The sequence below is a fragment of the Mesorhizobium sp. M0500 genome (genome assembly GCF_040321165.1).
GTDB lineage: Bacteria > Pseudomonadota > Alphaproteobacteria > Rhizobiales > Rhizobiaceae > Mesorhizobium.
In genome coordinates, this window is record NZ_JAMYRB010000006.1 from 143,412 (window position 1) to 162,782 (window position 19,371).

Below are 19,371 nucleotides of genomic sequence, written 5' to 3' on the forward strand. Positions count from 1 at the left end.
AGCCATGACCGAGCCATTCCTCTCAATCCAGCATGTGCGAAAATCCTTCGGCCCCATCACCGTGGTGCAGGATTTCAACCTCGACGTCGAGCCGGGCGAATTCGTCTCCTTCCTTGGCCCGTCGGGCTGCGGCAAGACGACGGTGCTGCGCATGGTCGCCGGTTTCGAAGAGCCATCCGCCGGCAAGATCGTCGTGGCCGGCAAGGACATCACCCGGCTCAAGCCCAACCAGCGCAATGTCGGCATGGTGTTCCAGGCCTATGCGCTGTTTCCGAACCTCACCGTGGCGCAGAATATCGGCTTCGGGCTGAAGGTCGCCGGTATGCCGAAGGCCGATGCCGACAGGCGCGTTGCCGAGATGCTCGACATCATCAAGCTGCCACAGATGGGCGACCGCTATCCCTATCAGCTCTCCGGCGGTCAGCAGCAGCGCATCGCGCTGGCGCGGGCGATTGCGCCCAAGCCGAAACTGCTGCTGCTCGACGAGCCGCTGTCGGCGCTCGACGCCAAGGTGCGCGTGTCACTGCGCGAGGAAATCCGCTCGATCCAGAAGAAGCTCGGCATCACCACCATCTTCGTCACCCACGACCAGGAAGAGGCGCTGTCGATCTCCGACCGCATCGCCGTCATGTATGGCGGCAAGGCCGAGCAGGTCGGCACGCCGTTCGAGATCTACAACCGGCCGGCAACCAAATTCGTCGCCAATTTCGTCGGCACGCTGAACGTGCTCGAAGGCACGGTCACCGACGCCGCTTCGGGCAAGGTGCGCGTCAACTCGCAAGAGGTCTCGCTCAAGGGCAAGCTCAACGGCTCGAAATCCGGCGACACGCTGTCGCTGGCGCTGCGGCCCGAGGCGATCTCGCTCGGCCGACACCCCGGCCGCGATTCCAGCCTTTCGGGCGAAATCGCCGAGGTGCATTTCCTCGGCTCGGTCATCCGGGTTCGCGTCGGCATCGGCGGCAGCACGGTCTCGCTCGACACGTTCAACAGTCCGGCCACACCGCCGCCGGCCGTCGGCGAAAAGGCCGAGATTTCGTTCTCGTCGGGCGACATGCTGGTGCTGCATTAGGAGAAGAGTGAATGGTGAATAGTGAATAGTGAATAGTAAGAATGCGCTTTACGCGCCGAAATTCCTCTGCAAGCAACCATTCACCATTCACCATTCACGAGCAGCCAAAGCCGTCGCCGTTTTTGCAGTGCCAATCGCCCGGCTTCACCGCTACGATAAGGCATGGCGCTTTTTGAACTCACCCTTGTCCTGCTTCTCATCGCGGTCGCCCTGACCGCGCTGTCGCGGCGTCTGCAGATTCCCTATCCGTCATTGCTGGCGCTGGCCGGCGCCGGCATCGCCTTCCTGCCGTTTGCCCCGACCATCGAGATCGACCCGGAGCTGGCGCTCGCTCTGTTCATCGCGCCGGTTCTGCTCGACGCGGCCTATGACACGTCGCTGCGCGATCTCAACCGCTACAAGGTTTCGCTCATCCTGCTGGCGCTTGGCGCCGTCATCTTCACCACCGTGACGGTCGCGCTGGTCGGCTGGACGATGGCAGGCCTGCCCATTGCCGCGGCCATAGCGCTCGGCGCGATCGTAGCGCCGCCCGATGCTGTGGCGGCGGCGGCCGTGCTCGGACAGTTCAAGGTGCCGCACCGCATCACCGCCATCCTGGAAGGCGAGAGCCTTCTCAACGACGCTACGGCGCTGCTGATCTACAGGATGTCGGTTTCCGCAGCCGCCGGCTCCATCCTGTTGAGCAGTGCCGTTCCAATGATCCTGCTGTCGACGGTCGGCAGCCTTGCCGCAGGCTATGTGCTCGGCCGGTTGTCTCTCGCCATACTCGGCCGCATCGACGACCCGGCGAGCGGCACCGTGGTGCAATTCGCCTCAACCTTCGGCGTCTGGATCCTGGCCGACAGGATAGGGCTTTCCGCCATCATCACGATCGTCGTCTATGCCATGACGATCGCACGTACATCGCCGCGCCGCATGCCGGCAAGGAATCGTGTCAGCTCCTACTCGGTCTGGGAGACGGCGGTGTTCGTGCTCAACGTGCTGGCCTTCGTTCTGATGGGCCTGCAAGCGCGGTCCATCGTCGGCCGACTTGCCGAGCAAGGACAAAGCGAGGCGTTCGTCTTTGCCCTGGCTGTGCTGGCCGTCGTCATCGTATCGCGGCTCGTCTGGGTTCTGGGCTGCGGCGCGATCCTCAGAGCGCTGGCACGTCTGGGCGACGAGGACAGGCGGAAGGACGCGCCGACATTTCGCGGCGGCGTGCTTATCGGCTGGTGCGGCATGCGTGGCCTGGTGACGCTTGCGGCAGCCTTTGCCTTGCCGGCCGACTTTCCGGGCCGTGATCCGATCGTGCTCGCCGCTTTCACGGTCGTGCTCGGCACATTGGTGCTGCAAGGCGTCAGCCTGAAACCGTTGCTGCTTCTGCTCAATCTCGACCTCGACCGGACGGTCGACCGGGAGGTGGCGCAGGCGCGCGTCGCCATCATGCAGGCGGCGCTGGACGTGCTCAGCGGCAAGACATCCAGCGCGGCCGGGGCGGTGCGAGAGCAATATGCCGCCCAGCGCGCCATCGCCGAAAACCCGGAGGATGCCCAGGCTGCGACCGAGTATGACAGATTGCGTCTTTACGCCATCAAGAGCCAGCGCGATGCGCTGGAGCGTTTGCGCATCGACGGAACGATCGGCGACGAAGCCTACCACCGCCTTGAGGAAGAAATCGACTGGTCGGAACTGGCAGCATCCCCGCCCGGTCGGTTCCAGCCGCTGACCACTTAGCATCTGGCCCAAGCTCCCTCCGCTCGGCTGCACATTGCAAGGCTGTCAGCGAACGGCTACTGCCAGCAGGAAACTGAGCCGGATAAGCAATGAAGCTGGTCAGCTATAACATCCAGTACGGCTTCGGCAGCGATGGCCGCTACGACCTGGCGCGTTGTGCCAAGGTCGTGGCCGGCGCCGACATCGTCGCCTTGCAGGAGGTGGAACGGCACTGGTTGCGCAGCAACGAGGACGACCAGCCGGAACTTCTTTCGCAATTGCTGCCCGACTATCATTGGGTCTACGGGCCGGCCTTCGACATGGATGCCAGCCACCGGCGTGAAGGCCGCATCGTCAACCGGCGGCGGCAATTCGGCACCATGGTTCTGTCGAAGCTGCCGATCGTCTGGTCGCGGCTGCATACCCTGCCGCTCAGGCGCACGCTGCGGCCGCTCAACACCCGCAATGCCGCACTCGAATGCATGATCCGCACCCCTGCCGGTCCGGTGCGGGTGCTGTCGTTGCATCTGGCGCATATCGCGGCCGAGGAGCGGCTGGAGCAGATCGACTATTTGCTCGCCGAGCATCGCCGCGTGCCGTCCGAGGGCGGCCCATGGAGCGGCGCCGACGACGAGCCGGCGCGCAACTGGAGCAATGGCGAACAGGAGCCAAAAAACCCCGTAGCGGCGATCTGGTTGGGCGACTTCAACATGGAGCCGGATAGCGCCGAGTACCGGCGCATTGTCGGCAGCGCGCCCTATCATCGCGGTGCCGCCTATCTCGACGGTTTTGTCGATGCCGCCGCCGTCGCAATGGAACCGACAGCGGATTTCCACACCCATGTGAAGACTATCGATGGCAGGCTGGCAAAGCGCCGGCTCGACCATTGCTTCGTCGGCGGCATGTTTGCCGGGCGCGTGCGCTCGGTCAGCGCCGATATCGGCCAAATCGCTTCCGACCATTTTCCGCTCTGGGTCGATATCGACCTGGAGACGCCGATCGTCATCGGGACGGGCGGCGGATGAACCGCCGATGAGCCTGTTTGTCTTTTTCGCGGTGCTCGCCGCCGCTTCCATGCATGCGATCTGGAACGCGCTGGTCAAGGTCCATCTCGACCGTTTCCTGTCGATCACACTGATGACGCTCGGCATGGGTGCCGCTGCGCTGGTGACGTTGCCTTTCGTCGAGGTGCCGAAGCCGGAAGTGTGGCCATACATCCTCGCCTCGGTTGTCTTCCACATGGGCTACAGGACGTTCCTGATCGGCGCCTACAAGGCCGGCGATTTCGCCCAGACCTATCCGCTGGCGCGCGGCACCGCGCCATTGCTGGCCGCTTTGGGGGGCGTTGTGGTGGTTGCCGAGATGCCGGCGCCGCTCGCCGTTGTCGGCATCCTCTTGTTGTCGGCGGGCACGCTGGTGCTGTCGTTTCGCGGCGGCGCGCATCTGGAGAAATTGAACCTGCGCGCCGTCGGCTTCGCGCTGGGCACATCGATCTTCATCGCCAGCTACACGCTGTCGGACGGCAGCGGCGCGCGGCTGGCCGCCACCGCGTCGAGTTATGCCGCCTGGCTGTTCGTCTGCGATGCGCTGTGGGCGCTGGTGCTATGCGTCGTCTTTCGCGGCCCACAGGCGCTGCCGGTGCTGGCGCGCGACTGGAAGGCCGGAATCTATACCGGCGTGCTCAGCGGCGGCGCCTACTGGATCGTGATGTGGGCGATGACCAAGGCGCCGATCGCCTCGGTGGCGTCGCTGCGCGAAACATCGATCCTGTTCGCCATGATGATCTCGGTGTTCGCGCTCGGCGAGAAGATGACGGCATGGCGAGGTGCCGCGGTGCTTAGCATCGTTGCCGGCGTCGTTGCGCTGAGAATGGGATAGTCACGCGATCTCCAGATCAAACACCATCAGCCCGTCGGTGCCGCCTTCGAGCGCCGCGACCAGTTTTGCGCCGGCTCGCTGATGCGCTTCATGCTCCAGATAGGCATCGCGTGCCGCAGCGTCGCGAAAGTCGATGGTGAAGCCGTGCGTGAAGCCGCGGGCGAAGGGTTCCGGGCTGGTATTGGCGCTGAATTCGACCCTGCCCATGCCGTCGATCACCGCCCGCAACGCTTCGAGATCGGCATGGATTGCCGCGCGCTCGGCGTCGGCGACATCGTTGCGAAATCTGACGAAGACACAGTGCCTGATCATTCTTTGTCCCTCATGCCGCTCGGTTGGTGGAAAACACCGCCGGCGGCAGCGGCTCGCGGCCAAGGATCAGATCGGCGCCTTTTTCGCCAACCATGATCGTCGGGGCATTGGTGTTGGAGGAGGGGATGCGCGGCATCACCGAGGCGTCGCAGACGCGCAGGCCCTCGATACCGCGCAGCTTGAGATCGGGCGTCACCACGCTCATCGCATCGTGGCCCATGCGGCAGGTGCCGACCGGGTGGTGGTCGGTCTTGGAACTGCGGCAGGCGTAGTCGAACAACTCGTCGCCGCTCTGCAGGTCGGGTCCCGGCAGTACCTCGCGCAGTACATAGGGCTGCAGCGCCTTCTGCCGCATGATCTCGCGCGCCAGCCTCAGCCCCTTGATCGACATGTCGCGGTCATAGGGATCGGACCAATAGTTCGGATCAATCAGCGGGCGGTCGGCCGGGTCGGCACTGTTCAGCCGCACGGTGCCGCGCGAGCGCGGGCGCAGGAAGGCCGAGTTCAATGTCACGCCCGGATTGTTCAGCTTCTCGACGCCGGCCTCGATGCCGGAGCCGAGGCCGAGATGCAGCTGGATGTCGGGAGAGGCGGCGGTCGGATCGGCGTACCAGAAGCCGCCGGTCTCGAACAGGCTGGAGGCTACCGGGCCTTTCTTCAGGAGCAGATACTGCAGCCCGGCCCACGCCGTCCAGTGCAGCTTGGCGTAGTTGTCGTAGGTGTGATCGCCGGTGCATTCGGCGATGACGAACAGGTCGAGATGATCCTGCAGGTTGGAGCCGACGCCGGGCAGATCGTGCACCGGTGTTACGCCGACCGCCTTCAGATGGTCGGCCGGGCCGATGCCCGACTGCAGCAAAAGCTTCGGCGAGCCGATGGCGCCGGACGAGACGATCACCTCGCGCTCGGCGCGCAGGATCGTTGGCTGGCCGCCCGGCCTGTCGACGATCTCGACGCCGACGGCGCGGCCCTTGTCGACGACGATGCGCGTCACCAGAACGCCGGTCCTGACGGTGAGATTCTTTCGCTCGCGGATCGGCCGGAGATAGGCGACAGAGGCGGAGGAGCGCTTCGCGTCCTTCTGCGTCAGCTGATAGTAACCGACGCCCTCCTGGGCTACCCCGTTGAAGTCGGGATTGAAGGGGATGCCCATCTCCTGTCCGGCACGGAAATAGGCCTCGCAGATCGGCAGCGGCGCGATCGGGTTCGACACGCCGAGCGGGCCTTGGTCGCCGTGGAAATCGTTGGCATAACGCTGGTTGTTCTCCGCGCGCTTGAAATAGGGCAGCACGTCGCGATAGCCCCAGCCGGCAAGGCCTTCTTCCTTCTCCCAGGCGTCGTAGTCGCGGGCGTTGCCGCGCGTGTAGATCTGGGCGTTGATCGAAGAGCCGCCACCGATCACCTTGGCCTGCGTGTATCGGAAGACACGGTCCTGCATGTGCTTTTGCGGCACCGTCGACCAGCCCCAGGCGGCGATGCCCTTGGTCATCTTGGCGAAACCGGCCGGCATGTGGATCAGCGGATGCCAGTCCTTGCCGCCGGCTTCGAGCAGCAGCACCTGATGCGACGGATCTTCGCTCAGCCGGTTGGCGAGTACGCAGCCGGCCGGGCCGGCGCCGACGATGATGTAGTCGGTCATGGCGTCACCCTGTTCATAGCCTCGGCACCGACAGCGCGCCGTCGACATTGATGACCGAGCCGGTCGAAAAGCCGAGCGTGCCGCCGGCCAACGCCGCCACGGCGGCGCCGACATCATCCGCTGCGCCCCAGCGCATTGCCGGCACCAGCCCGCCGTCGATCAATCCGTCATATTTGGCGGTGACACCCGCGGTCATGTCGGTGCGGATGATGCCCGGGCGCACCTCGAACACGGCGATGTTTTCGGTGGCAAGCCGCAGCGCCAGGTTCTTCACCCACATCGAAAGCCCAGCCTTGGAGATGCAGTAATCGGAACGTTCCGGCGAGGCCATGGCGGCGCTGACCGAGGTGATGGTGATGATCGATCTCGCACCATCGCTTGGCAGGCCGAGCATCGCTTTGGCGACGGCCTGGCTGAGGAATACGGTGCCGCGCAGATTGATGCCGAGCACCCGGTCGAAATTTTCGGGCTTGAGCTCGAGCAGATCGCCGCGCAGGACGGCGCCGATGCCGGCATTGTTGACCAGGCAGTCGATGCGGCCGAAGGCGCTTGTCGCGGCATCAATCAGCGCTGCGTGGCCGTCGAGGTCGGCGATGTCGCTGCTGGCATAGGCGAACTTCGCGCCGCGCCCTGTGATGTCGGCGGCGAGCCCGTCGGCGGCTTCGTCGGCAAGGTCTGAGAGGAGGATGTCGAAGCCTGCGTCGGCCAGCGCCTCGGCGCAAGCAAGGCCGATCCCGCGCGCGCCGCCGGTGACGATCGCTGCCGGGCGGCTCATGTTGCAAGCTCCGTCTTGCGGATATGATCGGCGACGCGCAGCGCCTGAGCGGCGATCGACAGCGCCGGATTGACGGCGGCCGAATTCGGCAGGAAGCCGGCATCGACGACGAACAAATTGCTGTGGTCGAAGGAGCGGCAGAACGGATCAAGCGGCGAGGTCGCTGGATCGTTGCCCATCTTCACCGTGCCGCACTGATGTGAGGGCGTGCGCTTGTCAAACGGACGCGATAGGACGATCGGATAGCCGCAGGCGCGGAAATTCTCGCGCATCACCTTGGTCAGTCCGTCGAGCGACTGCATGTTGGAGCGCCGCCACTGCATGACGATGTCCTTGCCGTCGACCATGATGCGGCTCTCGGGATCGGGCAGGTCCTCGCACATCAGATACCAGTCGACGGCGCGGCCGGCCATGAAATCGAGCGCGAATTTGGGCGCGCGCCTGACATTGGCCTTGAGGATGTTGCCGTCGATCTTGCCGAGGAGCTGGACATTGCCGAGCGGCTTGCCGCCCTTGCCGTCGGACAGATAATAATCGTTCAGCATCAGCGTCTTCTGGTAGACGGATTTGTTCCGGCGGCGTGGATCGATCGCCAGCATGGCGCTCGAATTGTGGTTCATGAAGTTGCGGCCGACCTGGTCGGAGCGGTTGGCCAGGCCTTTGCCACCGCCTCTGCCCTGAGGGCTGGGCGAGCGCAGCAGGATGGCGGCGGAATTGACCGCGCCGGCCGATAGGATGACCAGCTTCGGCGCGACTTTCTTCAGCGTACCGTTCTGTCGATAATGGACGGCAGCGATTGTCCCCGCATCCGGCGATGCCTCGAGATGTTCGACGTGGGCGCCGGTCTCGAGCTTGATGTTCTGGTCGGCAAGGGCGGCGGTCAGCGGCCCCGTTTGGGCGTCGACCTTGCCGACGCCGGTGTTGGGAAAAGCGTCCCACGGCGTGCTGCCGTCTTTCAGCCAGGCTTCGATGTCGATGCCGAGCGGCAGCGATGCCGGGTGCAGGCCCAGGCTCCTAAGCTCGGCGCGCGCACGCGCGATCGGCGGCTCGTCGGGTACCGGCCCGAAAGGGTAGGGCATCGAGTGGAACGGCTCGGTCGGGTCTTCACCGAGTGCACCGCGCACGCGGAAAAGCTGCTCGGCCCTGGAATACCAGGGCTCGAATTCCTCGTAGGAAAACGGCCAGGCCGGCGAGACGCCGCCATAATGCTCCATCTCCGAAAAGTCTTCCCTGCGGTAGCGGATCAGCACCGCGCCGTAGAATTTCGAATTGCCGCCGACATAGTAGTAATTGCCCGGGTTGAACGGCGCTCCGCCGGCCTCGAGCCACATCTCCTTCGGCCTATAGTGGCCATCGACGAAGATCGCGCGGGTGTCGCGTGTGTGCGGCGTTGCCGGCAGGGCTTCGCCGCGCTCCAGCATCAGAATCGAGGCGCCACTGCCGGCAAGGCCGGAGGCGATCGTGGCGCCGCCTATGCCGGAGCCGATGATGACGATGTCGGGATTTGTCATGGCCGTTAGACGATGCGTTTCTCGGTCGCTGGATCGAAGAACACCGCCTTGGTCAGGTTGAAGGCGAGCGGCGTGACCGTGCCGGGCTGGATTTTGGCATCGGCGCGCAGCCGCGCCACCACCGCCTTGCCGCCGAGATTGGTGACCGCGAACGTATCCGAGCCGGCCGGCTCGATGACCTCGATGTGACAGTCGGCGCGGGCGATGTTCGAGGCGTTGCGTTCGGCACCCTCGGGATCGGTCAGTGCTTCCGGGCGGACGCCGAAGATGATCGGTTTTCCCTGGAATGCCGACAGGCCGGCCGGCGCATTGCCCAGCGGCAGCGAGATCGGCTGGCGCGCCTCGCGCTCCATGACGACGGAGAAGCCGCTGCCGTTGCTGCCGATCGTCGCCGGGATCAGGTTCATCGCCGGCGAGCCCATGAAGTCGGCAACAAACAGGTTGACCGGATTGTTATAGATTTCGGCTGGCGTGCCGAACTGCTGCACCTCGCCGTCGCGCATCACCGCGATCTTGGTGGCCAGCGTCATCGCCTCGATCTGGTCGTGGGTGACGTAGACGATGGTGGTGCCGGTGGTGGCGTGCAGGCGCTTGATCTCGATGCGCATGTCGACACGCAGCTTGGCATCGAGATTGGACAAAGGCTCGTCGAACAGGAACAGCTTTGGATCGCGCACCAGCGCCCGGCCCATGGCGACGCGCTGGCGCTGGCCGCCGGAGAGCTGGCTTGGCTTGCGCTTCAGCAAATGGCCGATCTGCAGGACCTTCGCCACCTTGTCGATCGCCTTCTGGCGCTCGCCGGCCGGCACGCCGCGCATCTCCATGCCGAAGGCGATATTGCCGGCAACCGTCATGTTCGGATAGAGCGCGTAGCTCTGGAAGACCATGGCGATGTCGCGCTTGGAGGGGTGGAGATCGTTGATCGTGCGTCCGTCGACGCGGATTTCCCCTTCGGTGATGGTTTCCAGGCCGGCAATAGTGTTGAGCAGCGTGGACTTGCCGCAACCGGAAGGCCCGACCAGCACGAGGAAGCCGCCCTTTTCCAGGTCGAGGTCGATGCCTTTCAGGATCTCGACCGCTCCGAAACGCTTCTTCAGCCCGTCAATTTCCAGAAAAGCCATGCGATTATCCTTTGACGGCGCCGGCCATCAGGCCGCGCACGAAATAGCGGCCGGCGAGCACGTAGACGAGGAGCGTCGGCAGCGCGGCGATCATCGCCGCCGCCATGTTGACGTTGTATTCGACGACGCCGGTCGAGGTGTTGACGACATTGTTCAGCGCCACCGTCATCGGCATCACGTCGCCTGAGCCGGCATAGGCGGAAGCGAAGAGGAAGTCGTTCCAGATGTTGGTGAACTGGTAGATCACCGTCACCACGATGATCGGGAGCGAGTTGGGCAGCATGATGCGCCGGAAGATCTGGAAGAAGCTGGCGCCGTCGATCTGCGCCGCCTTCACCAGCTCGTTCGGAAACGCTTCGTAATAATTGCGGAAGAACAGGGTGGTGAAGCCGATGCCGTAGACGACGTGAACGAACACCAGGTTCACGGTCGGATTGCCGAAGCCGAAGGTGAGGCCGGTCGCGTTCTGCAGCTTGACGCCGAACCGGCCGAGGCTGCCGAGGATCGTTGCCATCGGCAAGAGGACGGACTGGAACGGAATGAAGCAGGCAAACAGCATCAGCCCGAACACCAGCGTCGCCCCGCGAAAGCGCCATTTCGTCAGCACATAGCCGTTGAGCGCGCCGAGCAGGGTCGAGATGATGACGGCCGGAACCACCATCTTGATCGAGTTCCAGAAATAACCCTTCATGCCGACGCAGGTGAGACCCGAGCAAACCTCGCTCCACGCCCTTATCCAAGGTGCGAAGGTCGGCTCCTGCGGCAGCGCCAGCATGTTGCCGTTCTGGATTTCGTCCATGGTCTTGAACGAGGTCACCAGCATGACGAACAACGGCATCAGGTAGAACAGCGCGAACAGCGCCAGCAGCCCGTAGATGACAATACGGTTGACCGTCCTGGCGCTGATACCGCCAGTGCTCTGGCGAGCAGGAGTGGCCACGGCGCTCATCGCGGCTTCTCCCGAAGCTCGGAATAGAGATAGGGAACGATGATCGCGGTGATGGTCATCAGCATGATCACGGCGCTGGCCGAGCCGACGGCCATCTCGTTGCGCTTGAAGGTGTACTCATACATGAAGTTGGACGGCAGCCAGGCCGAACCGCCCGGCCCGCCGCTGGTCAGCGCGACCACCAGATCGTAGGATTTGATGGCGAGATGCGCGAGGACGATCAAGGCGGACAGGAAGATCGGCCGCAGCAGCGGGATGACGATGCGACGGTAGAGCTGGAAGGTGGTGGCGCCGTCGATCTGCGCCGCCTTCAGGATCTCGCCGTCGATGCCGCGCAGGCCGGCCAGGAACATCGCCATGATGAAGCCCGACGCCTGCCAGACGCCGGCGATGACCACTGTGTAGATGACGAAATCCTTGTTCTTGATCCAGTCGAAATGGAAGCTCGTCCAGCCCCATTGGTGCAGCGTCTGCTCGAGGCCGAGGCCGGGGTCCAGAAACCATTTCCAGGCAACGCCGGTGACGATGAACGACAGTGCCATCGGGTAGAGGTAGATCGGCCGCAGCACACCTTCGCCGCGGATCTTCTGGTCGAGCAGGATCGCCAGGAACAGGCCGAGCGCCAGGCAGATGGAAATATAGAGGAAGCCGAAAATCCCCATATTGGTGATCGACGTGTACCAGGAGGACGGCGGATCGCTTTCGAAAGTCCAGCGCCATAGCCGCTGATAGGCGCGTGGCCCGGTGATCGCATAGGAGGGAAAGGTCTTGGAATTGGTGAAGGACAGATAGATCGTCCACAGGATGAAGCCGTAGACGAAGACGATAGTGGCGGCGAAGCTCGGCGCCAGCACGAGCTTCGGCAGCGCGTCCTGAAGGCGCGAGCGCACCGTGGCGCCCGGACGGGCATCGTGCTCCGGCGTCAGCGTGATACTGGTTTCAGCAACTGTGCTCATCTGTCCATTCCGTATGGCGGGTCCGGAATTCTGCTGTCTCGGGCTCTGCGGCACGAAAGCGTGCCGGTCGGCGCAACCGCAAAACCTCGCCGCAGGGGATCTCCCCGGCTTGCGCCGGGGAGATCATTCACATGGGCGGGTGCCTTACTTGGCGTCTTCGATCGCGCTGACCAGTTGGGTCACGGCCTCGTCCGAGGTCTTGATCTGGCCGTGCACGAATTTCGAGACGACATCCTTGTAGGCGTTGGCAACCGCGGGAGGCGCGCCATAGCCCTGCGCCAGCGAACCGAACAGCGTGCCGCCTTCATTGGCGGCCTTCAGGTCGGCCATGCCCTTCTTGCCGCAAGCGTCGAAATCGGTGTCCGGCACGTCGGTGCGGGCCGGAACAGAGCCCTTGACGACGTTGAAGGCCGACTGGAAGCTCTTCGACAGCGTGGCGGTGGCCAGGGCGATCTGGGCGGCCTTGCGGTCCTCCGGAACGTTGAACATGCCGAACATGTCGGAGTTGTAGACGACGCTGCCGTCGGTGCCCGGGAAGCGGTAGCACAGGAAGTCGGTGCCCGGGACCTTCTTGGCGGCGTTGAATTCGCCCTTGGCCCAGTCACCCATCACCTGCACCAGCGCATCGCCCTTGATGACCATGGCGGTGGCGAGGTTCCAGTCCCGGCCCGAGAAGTTCGGGTCGACATAGGTGACGAGCTTGGCGAGATTGTCGAACGACTTCTTCATCGTGTCGGACTTCAGCGACTCCTCGTCGAGGTCGTTGAAGGCCTTCTTGTAGAACTCAGGCCCGCCGGTCGACAGCACGACTGAGTCGAACATTGTCGCTTCCTGCCAGTTCTGGCCGCCCAGCGCGAGCGGGATGACGCCCGCCGCCTTGGCTTTGTCCAGCAACGCAATGAAGTCGTCGAAGGTCTTGGGCTCGGTGCCGCCGATCTTGTCCATCACCGCCTTGTTGATCCATAGCCAGTTGACCGAGTGGACGTTGACCGGAGCCGCGACCCACTTGCCATCATAGACGGAGAATTTCTGCAGGGCCGCGGGAACGGACTTGTCCCAGCCTTCCTTTATCGCCGTCTCGGTCAGGTCGCCCATAACGCCGGCTGCGGCGTAATCGAGCACGGTATAGCCAAGCATCTGCGAGGCGGTCGGGTAGTTGCCCGCTGCCACCATCGCCTTCAGCGCGGTCATGGCAGCGTCGCCGCCGCCGCCGGCCACCGGCACGTCCTTCCAGGCAAAGCCTTCCTTGGCCAGATCCTGCTTGAGCACGTTCAGAGCGGCAGCTTCGCCGCCCGACGTCCACCAATGCAGCATCTGGACTTCCTTGACGTCCTCGGCATGGGCCGCGAACGCAACGCCCGATGCGAGAGCCGTCCCGATAAGCAGTTTGCGCAACATGTACTTCCTCCCTTGTTGAACTTACACGACCGGCGGATGCCCACCGGGTTCTTCCCAACTCAGCCGACCCACCATCCGGTGCGCTGGCCGCGATGAAACTGGATTGTCTTTTCCTCGGTATAATCCTCGACGGCGCGCTTGCCGAGTTCGCGTCCGAGACCGGACTGCTTGTAGCCGCCGAAAGGCAGCTCGGGGTAACCCTCCATGAACGTGTTCACCCAAACGGTTCCCGAACGCACATTCCGCGCCACCGACATGCAGGTATCGATGCTGGCGCTCCACACGCCCGCCGACAGACCATAGGGCGTGTTGTTGGCGATGTGCAACGCCCTTTCAATCGATTCAAAAGTCAGCACCGAGAGCACCGGACCGAACACTTCCTCGCGTGCAATGGCCATGTCTTCGGTGACATCGCGAACGATGGTCGGATCAAGATACTGGCCGGCGCTCGAAGCAAGCTGATTGCCGCCGCTACAGATCCGGCCGCCGCCGTTTTCCGCTGCCGTCACGTAGCCGGTGACCTTGGCCATATGGTCGGCGGAGATCATCGCGCCGACCTTGGTGCGGTCGTCGAGCGGGTCGCCGACAACCACCTTGGCGGTGAGGGCTTTGACGGCGCCGAGGAACTCGTCGGCGATCGCCTCATGGACGATCAGCCGGCTGCCGGCATTGCAGCATTCGCCGGCATTGAAGAAGCCGCCGAACACCGCCGCGTCGGCGGTGGCCTCGAGGTCGGCATCGGGAAAGACGATCTGGCCGTTCTTGCCGCCGAGCTCCATCGCGACTTTCTTCAGCGAGTTGGCGGCAGACGCCATGGTCATCTTGCCGACGCGGGTGGAGCCGGTGAACGACACCATCTCGACCAGCGGATGGCTGACCATCGGTGCGCCGACATCGGCGCCCAACCCGGCAAGGATGTTGACGACGCCGTCCGGCAAGCCGGCCTGCATCAGTATCTCGCCGAGCACGAAAGTCGAGGCCGAGGTCATCTCGCTCGGCTTGACCACCGCCGTGCAGCCGGCGGCGAGCGCGAAGGGTAGTTTCTGGCTGACGATAAGGAACGGGAAATTCCACGGCGTGATGATGGAAACGACGCCGATCGGTTCGCGCAGCACGACGCCGAGCATGGCGTCGCCGAGATTGGCGTAGCTTTCGCCGTGAAGCGTGCGGGCAAGTGCCGCGGCATAGCGCCAGATATCGACGGCGCCGCCGATCTCGCCGCGCGCCTGCGCAATCGGCTTGCCGGATTCCAGTGCGTCGAGCCGGGCAATCTCGTCCAGCCGCGCCTCGATCAGGTCAGCAGCTTTGAGCAGGATCGCGGCGCGTTCGGCTGCCTTCATGCGCGGCCACGGGCCGGTCTCGAAGGCCTTGTGCGCGGCCTGAACCGCCGCCTCTACGTCCGCCGCGCCGGCCTGTGCATAGCGCGAGACGGTGAAGCCGTGGCCGGGGCTGCTGCGCTCCAGCGTGCGGCCGTCCTGGGCGTCGATGAACCTGCCGCCGATCAGCAGCCGGTACCTTTTCGGCGCTGCGGCTGCCTCGGCGGGCATGGCGATGTTGAGGGGTGCGTTCATGTGATTTCCAGGTTCCTAAGATCTTGAGAACGCCGGCTTCTGCTTGGTCTTGAAAGCCTCGACGCCGGTCCTGAGATCGCTTGTCAGCGCGATGAAGCCGCTGGCCAGCGCTTCGGTCGCGGCAGCACTCTCTTCGCCCTCGGCGATTGTAATCATCAGCTTGGCGGCTTCGGTCGCGAGCGGGCCGCGCTCGGCGATCTTGCCGGCCCAGGCCTTGGCTTCGGCGAACGCCTTGCCGGTCTCGACCACCCGGTCGACAATCCCCAGAGCAAGAGCCTCGGTAGCCAGAAACACCTCGCCGCCGAGCGCCATCCGCCGCACTGCCTGCGCGCCGAAGCGGCGCACGGCGCGCTGGGTGCCGGACCAGCCGGGAACGACGCCGATCGAGGTTTCGGGGAACCCCAACTTCACCTGCGTTTCCGCCACGCGAAAGTCGCAAGCCGCCGCCAGTTCCAGCCCGCCGCCCAGCGCATGGCCGGCAAGAACGGCGATCGTCGGCTGTCGCAGCCGCGCCAGCCGGTCGAAGACGCGGTGGCCGTAGCGCACCCATTGCACCTGGAAATCGGCAGCGCTCATTTCTGCCCAAGCCTCGACGTCGCCGCCGGCGCAAAAGCCCTTGCCTTCGCCGCAGACCAGCACGACGCGGACGCCGGTTGCTGTCTCGGCCTCGTCGAGTGCCGCTTCCAGCGCCCGCAGCATCGGAATATCGAGCGCGTTGAATTTCTCCGGCCGGCGCAGCGTGACAATGCCGATGGCGCCGTCGGTTTCAAAGGTTACCAGACGCTCAGCCATGTGCGCCTCCAAGCGACGCGCCGCCATTGAGCGATAGGCCGATCGGCCGGTCCCGGTAGAGCGCATCCGGCGTCACTTTCAGGTCGTTGGCGACGGCGAGCGGGATCTCGGCCTGCGCCAGCACATCGCGCTCGAGGTCGATGCCCGGCGCCAACTCGGTCACCATCAGCCCCGCAGGCGTCAGCTTCATCACGCAGCGCTCGGTGACATAGGTGATATCCTGTCCCTGCGCGACGGCACGCTTGCCCGAGAAGGAGATATGCTCGACCTCGCCGACGACTTTCTTGACCTTGCCCTCCTGGTCGATGCGGATGCCGCCACCGGCAAGCGACAACTTGGCGCCGGCATTGAAGAAACCGGAAAAGACGATCTTCTTCGCCCGCGCGGTGATGTCGACGAAGCCGCCGGCGCCGGCGGTGACATGCGGCCGCGCCGAAAGCTTCGAGACATTGACAGAGCCGTGGCGGTCGATCTGCAGGAAGGACAGCAGCGAGGCGTCGAAGCCGCCGGCCTGGAAATAGATGAACTGGTGCGGCGAAGGCATGAAGGCGTCGGCATTCGACGAGCAGCCGAACTTGAAATCGAGCAGCGGCACGCCGCCGACCGCGCCCTGTTCGATGACCCAGGTGACCTTGCCGTGCTGGCCTTCCTCGAGCAGGATGCGCGGCACATTGGCCGAGATGCCGAAGCCGATATTGACCGCCATGCCGTCGGCAAGCTCCATGGCGACGCGGCGCGCAATGACCTTCTGGACGTTCATCTCGGCGTTGCGAAAGCTCGACAGTGGCCGGAAGATCTCGCCGGAGATGGCCGGATCGTAAGGCGTCAGCGTCGTCTGCAACTGGTCGGGCGCCACCACGATATGGTCGACCAGCACGCCGGGCACGCGCACATCGTGCGGCTTCAGCGTGCCGTTCGCGACGACGCGCTTGACCTGCGCGATGACGATGCCGCCATTGTTGCGGGCGGCCAGCGCCTGTTCGAGGCCGCCGAGATAGGCACCCTCATGCTCATAGGTAAGGTTGCCGCGCTCGTCCGCCGTGGTGGCGCGGATGATCGCGACCTGCGGTACGATCGAGCGGAAATAGAGCCATTCCTCGCCGTCGAACTGCTGCACCGAAACGATCGGCTCGCTGGCGGCAGCATTCATGGCGCAACCCTGATGGCGCGGGTCGGCAAAGGTATCGAGCCCGACCTTGGTCAGCACGCCGGGGCGCTTGGCCGCGGCCTCGCGATGCATGTCGAACAGGATGCCGGACGGCACGTTATAGGCGGCGACCGAATTGTCGCCGATCATCTTCCAGATCTGCGGCGGTTCCGACGATGACGGCCCGGACGGATAGGAGCCGCACAAAGTGCGCTTCAACAGGCCGGGCTTGGCTAGATGGTCGATGCCCTTGATGCCGTACATGTCACCGGCGGCGATCGGATGCAGCGTCGTGATGTCCCTGGGATGGCCTTCCGCGTCGAAGCGCTCGCCGACGGCAGCCAGCACCGCATCCGGACAGCCGAGGCCGCTCGACGATGACACGGAAACGACCATGCCATCCCTGATCAGGCCGGCAGCTTCAGCCGCTGAAACGAGCTTGCTCACGCGGCGCTCCCGAGCTTCGGGTCGATGGCAACGGCGTTTCCGGACCTGGCCGATTGCAATGCCGCCTCGGCTGATGTCAGCGACCAGACGCCGTCCTCGCCGGTGGCGGACGGCTGGCCGTCGCCACGGATCGCTGCGTGGAATTCGCGCAGCGAACGGGCATAGAGGTCTTCGCGGTCGAAGCTCAATTCCTCCTCGCCCTGTGCCGTGCGAAGCAAGACCGAGCCGACCGGCTTCTGCGTCATCACATTTTTGGCGATCAGCGAGCCTTCGCTGCCATGCACCTCGAAGCCGGTGCCGGCGAATTTTGTCGTGAAGCCCTCATGCGATTGGGCGATGACGCCCGATGCGAAGCGCCAGAGGCACATGGCGCCGTCTTCCAGTCCGCCGGCGGCCATGCCGGCCGACTGCGTGAATGCCGAGATCTCGACGGGATCGTCGCCGAGCACGAAGCGCAGCGTGTCGGCATCGTGGACGGTGATGTCGAGCACCACGCCGCCGCCGGCGTCCGGCCTGGTGATGCGCCAGCCCTGCAGGTTTTCCGGCAGATAGACGGAGTGGAAGACGCGCGCGGCGATCAGCCTGCCGATGCGGCCGGCAGCGATCGCTTCGCGCATCGCCCGATGCGAGCCGGCATTGCGCAGATGGTGATTGGTGCCGAGCACGACGCCGGCGGCCCTGGCCGCCGCGACCATCTTGCGCGCGTCGGCGCTGGTCAGCGCCAGCGGCTTTTCGCACAGCACATGCTTTCCCGCCTCGATGGCGGCGAGTGCCTGTTCGAGATGCAATTCGTTAGTGGTCGAGATGTAGACGGCGTCGATATCGGATTTGAGCAGGGCGTCGAGCGTCGAGACCGCCGCCGGAATGCGGTTTTCACTGGCGTAAGTGGCGGCGCGCTCCGGGCTGGAGCTCATCACCGCGGCGATCTCGCCGTCCTTCTGCGCGCGGATGGCGCCGATCATGAACTGTCTTGCGATCGTGCTGGCGCCGATCAGCCCCCAACTGACGGTCATGCCGCGTCTCCCATTCCTGCACAGCCATGCTCGTTGCGATCGGGGCCGCAGCTTTCCCTGACCACGAGGTTGACGGCGCCGATATGATCCTCGGCGCGCGTGGTGCGCGATTGGATCATCTTCAGCACGACATGGGCGGCGCGCTCGCCGAGGCCGGCGGTGTTCACCGCGACGCTGGTCAGCGCCGGCATATAGTGCTCGGCCTCGGCGACGTCGTCGAAGCCGACGACGGCAAAGTCCGCGCCGGGTTCCAGGCCGCGCTTGCGCAGCGCCAGCAAGACGCCGAAGGCGACCGCATCGTTGAAGCAAAGGGCCGCGGTCGGCGGCGCGGCCATGGCAAGTGCGGTTTCCAGGCAGGCAATACCGCCCTTGCGGCTGGTTTCGCCCTCGAAGACCAGCCTGTCGGCCGGTTCGATGCCGAGCGCTTCACAGGCCTCGCGAAAGCCGCCCAGGCGCTCGTGATAGACGACAAGGTCGGACGAGCCGCCGAAGAAGGCCAGCCGGCGATGGCCCTTGCCGATCAGATGGGCGGTGGCGAGATAGGCGCCGCGATGATTGTCGGGCGTGATCATCGGGATACGGCTTTCGGGAAGCCGGCGCATGACGAAGACGACCGGAACGCCTGCGGTCTCAAGGCGACGGAACGCGCCAGGCGTGGTGCCGCGCGCCGGCGACACGACGAGCCCGGCGACACCCTGCTCCATCAGTGATTTCAGCACCTCTTCCTGGCGCACCGGGTTTTCAGCCGTATTGGCGATGAAAGGCACGACGCCGGCCGACTGGAAGACGCGCTCCATGCCGACCGCGAGCTCGGCGAAAAACGGATTGGTGAGATCGTTGATGACCATGCCGATGACGTTGGAATGGGCCTTGCGCAGATTGGCGGCGCCGCGGTTGTAGACATAGCCGACGTCCTCGATCGCCTTGCGCACCTTGAGCGCGGTTTCGGGCCGGATCAGCCCGCTGCCTTGCAGCACCAGCGATACCGTCGACTTGGACACGCCCGCCTCACGGGCGATGTCGAGTATCGTTGCCTTGGCCCGGCTGGCCATCCAGATCTGTCCTCCCGGTGGTTTCTTGTGCGATTTTATTGGAACGATC

At 64.6% G+C, this 19,371-nt stretch carries 17 protein-coding genes; 4 read left to right on the top strand and 13 right to left on the bottom strand.

What is annotated here, in order from left to right; genetic code table 11:
- Positions 1-4 precede the first annotated feature (4 nt).
- From NKI70_RS14080 to NKI70_RS14095, 4 genes are all read left to right on the top strand, one after another.
- Positions 5-1,069, top strand: coding sequence for an ABC transporter ATP-binding protein (locus NKI70_RS14080; RefSeq protein WP_023675358.1), 1,065 nt, complete (start codon positions 5-7; stop codon positions 1,067-1,069).
- Between the two features lie 162 nt (positions 1,070-1,231).
- Complete coding sequence (locus tag NKI70_RS14085) at positions 1,232-2,782, top strand: cation:proton antiporter (protein ID WP_352620344.1); 1,551 nt, start codon at positions 1,232-1,234, stop codon at positions 2,780-2,782.
- An 89-nt stretch (positions 2,783-2,871) separates the two neighbouring features.
- A complete protein-coding gene (locus NKI70_RS14090; RefSeq protein WP_352698555.1) occupies positions 2,872-3,786 on the top strand; it encodes an endonuclease/exonuclease/phosphatase family protein in 915 nt (304 codons plus the stop codon).
- 7 nt (positions 3,787-3,793) lie between these two features.
- Positions 3,794-4,639, top strand: coding sequence for an EamA family transporter (locus NKI70_RS14095; RefSeq protein ID WP_352724669.1), 846 nt, complete (start codon positions 3,794-3,796; stop codon positions 4,637-4,639).
- On the opposite strand, the gene NKI70_RS14100 is transcribed toward NKI70_RS14095, so the two are convergent.
- The 13 genes from NKI70_RS14100 to NKI70_RS14160 form a co-directional block, all read right to left on the bottom strand.
- A complete protein-coding gene (locus NKI70_RS14100; protein WP_023675362.1) occupies positions 4,640-4,951 on the bottom strand; it encodes a Dabb family protein in 312 nt (103 codons plus the stop codon).
- A gap of 10 nt (positions 4,952-4,961) precedes the next feature.
- The gene (locus NKI70_RS14105; RefSeq protein WP_352724670.1) at positions 4,962-6,590 is read right to left on the bottom strand and encodes a GMC family oxidoreductase; all 1,629 of its coding nucleotides are present in this window, start codon (positions 6,588-6,590) and stop codon (positions 4,962-4,964) included.
- A 13-nt stretch (positions 6,591-6,603) separates the two neighbouring features.
- Complete coding sequence (locus tag NKI70_RS14110) at positions 6,604-7,365, bottom strand: 3-ketoacyl-ACP reductase (RefSeq protein WP_352698559.1); 762 nt, start codon at positions 7,363-7,365, stop codon at positions 6,604-6,606.
- The gene (locus tag NKI70_RS14115; protein WP_352698561.1) at positions 7,362-8,876 is read right to left on the bottom strand and encodes a GMC oxidoreductase; all 1,515 of its coding nucleotides are present in this window, start codon (positions 8,874-8,876) and stop codon (positions 7,362-7,364) included. The genes NKI70_RS14110 and NKI70_RS14115 overlap by 4 nt, the downstream gene beginning before the upstream one ends.
- Before the next feature lie 5 nt (positions 8,877-8,881).
- Positions 8,882-9,997: an ABC transporter ATP-binding protein gene (locus NKI70_RS14120; RefSeq protein ID WP_023675366.1), complete on the bottom strand. Its 1,116-nt coding sequence runs from the start codon at positions 9,995-9,997 to the stop codon at positions 8,882-8,884.
- A 4-nt stretch (positions 9,998-10,001) separates the two neighbouring features.
- Complete coding sequence (locus tag NKI70_RS14125; RefSeq protein ID WP_023675367.1) at positions 10,002-10,946, bottom strand: carbohydrate ABC transporter permease; 945 nt, start codon at positions 10,944-10,946, stop codon at positions 10,002-10,004.
- Complete coding sequence (locus NKI70_RS14130; RefSeq protein ID WP_023675368.1) at positions 10,943-11,902, bottom strand: carbohydrate ABC transporter permease; 960 nt, start codon at positions 11,900-11,902, stop codon at positions 10,943-10,945. The genes NKI70_RS14125 and NKI70_RS14130 overlap by 4 nt, the downstream gene beginning before the upstream one ends.
- Positions 11,903-12,046: 144 nt before the next feature.
- The gene (locus NKI70_RS14135; RefSeq protein ID WP_031194023.1) at positions 12,047-13,300 is read right to left on the bottom strand and encodes an ABC transporter substrate-binding protein; all 1,254 of its coding nucleotides are present in this window, start codon (positions 13,298-13,300) and stop codon (positions 12,047-12,049) included.
- Between the two features lie 59 nt (positions 13,301-13,359).
- A complete protein-coding gene (locus tag NKI70_RS14140; RefSeq protein WP_352724671.1) occupies positions 13,360-14,871 on the bottom strand; it encodes an aldehyde dehydrogenase family protein in 1,512 nt (503 codons plus the stop codon).
- Between the two features lie 15 nt (positions 14,872-14,886).
- Positions 14,887-15,663, bottom strand: coding sequence for an enoyl-CoA hydratase/isomerase family protein (locus NKI70_RS14145; protein ID WP_352568158.1), 777 nt, complete (start codon positions 15,661-15,663; stop codon positions 14,887-14,889).
- On the bottom strand, positions 15,656-17,257 hold the full coding sequence (locus NKI70_RS14150) for an acyl CoA:acetate/3-ketoacid CoA transferase (protein ID WP_352454051.1): 1,602 nt from the start codon (positions 17,255-17,257) through the stop codon (positions 15,656-15,658). The genes NKI70_RS14145 and NKI70_RS14150 overlap by 8 nt, the downstream gene beginning before the upstream one ends.
- A complete protein-coding gene (locus NKI70_RS14155; RefSeq protein ID WP_352568156.1) occupies positions 17,254-18,270 on the bottom strand; it encodes a Gfo/Idh/MocA family protein in 1,017 nt (338 codons plus the stop codon). Before NKI70_RS14155 ends, NKI70_RS14150 begins: the two co-directional genes overlap by 4 nt.
- Positions 18,267-19,322 (bottom strand): LacI family DNA-binding transcriptional regulator, encoded by a 1,056-nt coding sequence (locus NKI70_RS14160; RefSeq protein ID WP_352724672.1) that lies wholly within the window; start codon positions 19,320-19,322, stop codon positions 18,267-18,269. Before NKI70_RS14160 ends, NKI70_RS14155 begins: the two co-directional genes overlap by 4 nt.
- Between the last annotated feature and the right edge of the window lie 49 nt (positions 19,323-19,371).

Bases quoted from the DNA above. Each gene is read 5' to 3' on its own strand.
- NKI70_RS14080 (WP_023675358.1), top strand. From the start codon at position 5: ATGACCGAGCCATTCCTCTCAATCCAGCATGTGCGAAAATCCTTCGGC.
- NKI70_RS14085 (WP_352620344.1), top strand. From the start codon at position 1,232: ATGGCGCTTTTTGAACTCACCCTTGTCCTGCTTCTCATCGCGGTCGCC.
- NKI70_RS14090 (WP_352698555.1), top strand. From the start codon at position 2,872: ATGAAGCTGGTCAGCTATAACATCCAGTACGGCTTCGGCAGCGATGGC.
- NKI70_RS14095 (WP_352724669.1), top strand. From the start codon at position 3,794: ATGAGCCTGTTTGTCTTTTTCGCGGTGCTCGCCGCCGCTTCCATGCAT.
- NKI70_RS14100 (WP_023675362.1), bottom strand. From the start codon at position 4,951: ATGATCAGGCACTGTGTCTTCGTCAGATTTCGCAACGATGTCGCCGAC.
- NKI70_RS14105 (WP_352724670.1), bottom strand. From the start codon at position 6,590: ATGACCGACTACATCATCGTCGGCGCCGGCCCGGCCGGCTGCGTACTC.
- NKI70_RS14110 (WP_352698559.1), bottom strand. From the start codon at position 7,365: ATGAGCCGCCCGGCAGCGATCGTCACCGGCGGCGCGCGCGGGATCGGC.
- NKI70_RS14115 (WP_352698561.1), bottom strand. From the start codon at position 8,876: ATGACAAATCCCGACATCGTCATCATCGGCTCCGGCATAGGCGGCGCC.
- NKI70_RS14120 (WP_023675366.1), bottom strand. From the start codon at position 9,997: ATGGCTTTTCTGGAAATTGACGGGCTGAAGAAGCGTTTCGGAGCGGTC.
- NKI70_RS14125 (WP_023675367.1), bottom strand. From the start codon at position 10,946: ATGAGCGCCGTGGCCACTCCTGCTCGCCAGAGCACTGGCGGTATCAGC.
- NKI70_RS14130 (WP_023675368.1), bottom strand. From the start codon at position 11,902: ATGAGCACAGTTGCTGAAACCAGTATCACGCTGACGCCGGAGCACGAT.
- NKI70_RS14135 (WP_031194023.1), bottom strand. From the start codon at position 13,300: ATGTTGCGCAAACTGCTTATCGGGACGGCTCTCGCATCGGGCGTTGCG.
- NKI70_RS14140 (WP_352724671.1), bottom strand. From the start codon at position 14,871: ATGAACGCACCCCTCAACATCGCCATGCCCGCCGAGGCAGCCGCAGCG.
- NKI70_RS14145 (WP_352568158.1), bottom strand. From the start codon at position 15,663: ATGGCTGAGCGTCTGGTAACCTTTGAAACCGACGGCGCCATCGGCATT.
- NKI70_RS14155 (WP_352568156.1), bottom strand. From the start codon at position 18,270: ATGACCGTCAGTTGGGGGCTGATCGGCGCCAGCACGATCGCAAGACAG.
- NKI70_RS14160 (WP_352724672.1), bottom strand. From the start codon at position 19,322: ATGGCCAGCCGGGCCAAGGCAACGATACTCGACATCGCCCGTGAGGCG.